Source organism: Polaromonas sp. P1_G2, from assembly GCF_056405515.1.
In genome coordinates this window covers 1-2,626 of sequence record NZ_JBFUBY010000407.1, presented here as the reverse complement: position 1 = coordinate 2,626, position 2,626 = coordinate 1, and the positions used below count along the sequence as shown (strand labels likewise).

Sequence of the window (2,626 nt, the reverse complement as noted above, 5' to 3'; positions counted from 1 at the left end):
AGGTGATCCACATCATGGATGGTGTCGATACCATCCCCAAAGTTGTAGACGTAGACGTCGTTGCCGGCCACGTCGTCAAGGTAATCATCTCCGGCGCCGCCGATCAGGGTATCGTTTCCAGCCCCACCAATCAAAAGATCACGATCTGAAGAGCCTAGAAGAACCTCGTCGTCATCGGTGCCATCGACAACATTGATCTCAGTTGCAATGGCCAGGAACTCGCTCAAGTTCAAGATTTGGCCATCACTAAAACGAAACTGTTCCACACCTACTGAAGAAATGGAGTTCGGAACGGGCTCCGCCCAATAATTAATTTCCAGGAATTTTCTCCCATTGGAGAACAACTCCAGTTCTGTCCAAGGGCCGTAGACCCAGCGATAACTCAAGTTGGCCAGGGCGATGCTTGCATCAAACTCCAGCGTGTCGACGACAGAAAAATTCAGATCACCATGCGCCTGGTAGTACTCTCCAAAAATTTCCCAATCGAATGAAGCCGTATCAGCGATATGGTCAACATCTTCGCCATTCAGACCGACGTAGTAGGTATCGGCGCCTCCTCCGCCATTCATCCAGTCGTTTCCCGTTCCGCCTATGATGAAGTCATCCCCATCCGAGCCAATGATGTGATCGTCATCGGCTCCAGCGTCGATCCATGCGCCCAGTCCTCTATCTAAACTATTTACCCAAAGATAACGCCCCAGATCGTCACCTTTCGGGGGAATATCCGCCGTGTTAATTCGCCCCCAATCCAAATAGGGGTCAAGCGTGAGTTCAATCGAATCGCTACCGGCACCGGATTCAACCGCGCCAGCGAAGCGGCCCAAGGTAAAGAAATACTCCGCCTCCTGATACCCAACGCTCAGGCTGTCGTCCCCGCCCGTGCCCTGAATCAACTGTTGCGCTTTAGCCCGAACCTCGTCCCACACAGTTTCAGTACGGGTTACATCCCTGTAGCCCATCAGTTTTGAAACCACGACAGTTTTCTCAGCTTGACCGGGGATGTACATATATCCGGTGGGTTCACCGTTGAAGTCGAGTACCCACGTCGTACCCGGCGGCACCTGCACCCCAATAACGGAACCGGTCAGACCAAATTCTGCTGCAAACGCTTTATCTGAAATTATCCTTCCTGGGGTGCCAGGGGTTGTGATCGAAGTCGATTGCCGGATCTCCTCGCGAATGGTCCTGGTGACTTCTCCGCGGAATACTGACGTCCAGTCCCATCCGGCATTAAGGACTGTTTTGCCATCTGCAGAGGCCGGTAACTGCAAAGAGTCCTGATTAACCAACTCAGCCTTAATCTCTCCTTGCGATACATCCCGGACCAATGTCATCGTGCGCAATTGCCACAGTTGGTCCTGAATGAACTTCAGCTTCCGTTGTTCAAGGGTATCTACCGCTGGAATCAACGCTTCGAGAAAGCTACCCAGGGTCATAGCCTCGTGGTTATCTGACTTTATTTTCCAGCTGTCGGCCATCGATGCATCACTGGCGTAACCCTTCAGTTTTACTGACGAGAATTGACCGCTCGACAGCCAAAGATCACCATCGATGACCCGGGCGTCAACCTGCCCGCTAAAAATCAGGGTGCCGTGCTCACCAGCCGTGTATTCAATAACATCGTTACCACTGGTTTCGTCAAACCGGTAAGTGTTGGCTCCGGCTCCTCCGCGCAGGACATCGTCCCCTGCATTACCTTCGATAAGATCGTCGCCATCCCCGCCGTAGAAAATGTCGTTACTGGTGGTRCCCGACCAGTCATCGTCACCGGTGGTCCCTCGTGTTATTCCGTCTAGAGAGGTGCCATCCCCGGTATCGGCCTCCAGCAGAGTGCCCAGCAAAACACTCGTTCCATCTGCAAATTGAATCTCTTTGATGCCTTTCTCCGTCCCCGGAGTCAATTTGATACTGTCACTACTGCTGTAACGGATGAGCACATAGGCACCTCCGGCAGTATCCGCTTGGAAGATATTGCTGATACTTATGTCTGCCAGTTCAATTCCCTGGCCAAATCGAATGACGTCCAATGGTTCGCTTTGACCATCTGCCTTGGCATCAATCGCATCGTTTCCATCACCAAGGCGAAACAGATAGGTATCCGCCGCACGGTCATCTTGACCATCTGCCCTGCCAAAACTGCCACTGCTGCCGCCAGAAAGGAGGTCATTTCCTTCTCCGCCAATGATCAGGTCTGCGCCATTGCCACCAAACAAGCTGTCGCTATTTGTACCACCGTCAATCACGTCATTGCCATCACCCCCGCCGATGATGTCAGTGCCGCTACTGCCGCTTAAATAATCAGCAGCCGCGCTTCCTGTCAATTTCTGATTCAGTGCGATATCGCTGGTCCAGGTCAAGYCCGTTGATGAGTTCCAATTGCCGGACCTGAGTTTGCCGTCTTGCGCCTGGGCCTCGAATATCGATTGCAATGAAACCGTCTCTCCGGCCGCGCTCTGGATATGGGTTGCCGAGATATCAAGGCCTTCACCCAACGCCACGAGACCCGACAGGCCAAAGGAAATGTAAGTGCTGCCGTTTTGCACAAACATTCTGGTTTGCTGCAGATCCACATCCACATCCGAGATGATGAGCGTATTGATGCCTGAGCTGTCGACAACGGTTGAAA

General features: G+C 52.6%; 1 pseudogene. It reads right to left on the bottom strand.

The window, feature by feature from the left end:
- A pseudogene (locus AC1D0P_RS24320) lies at positions 1–2,626 on the bottom strand (hypothetical protein); the annotation flags it as partial.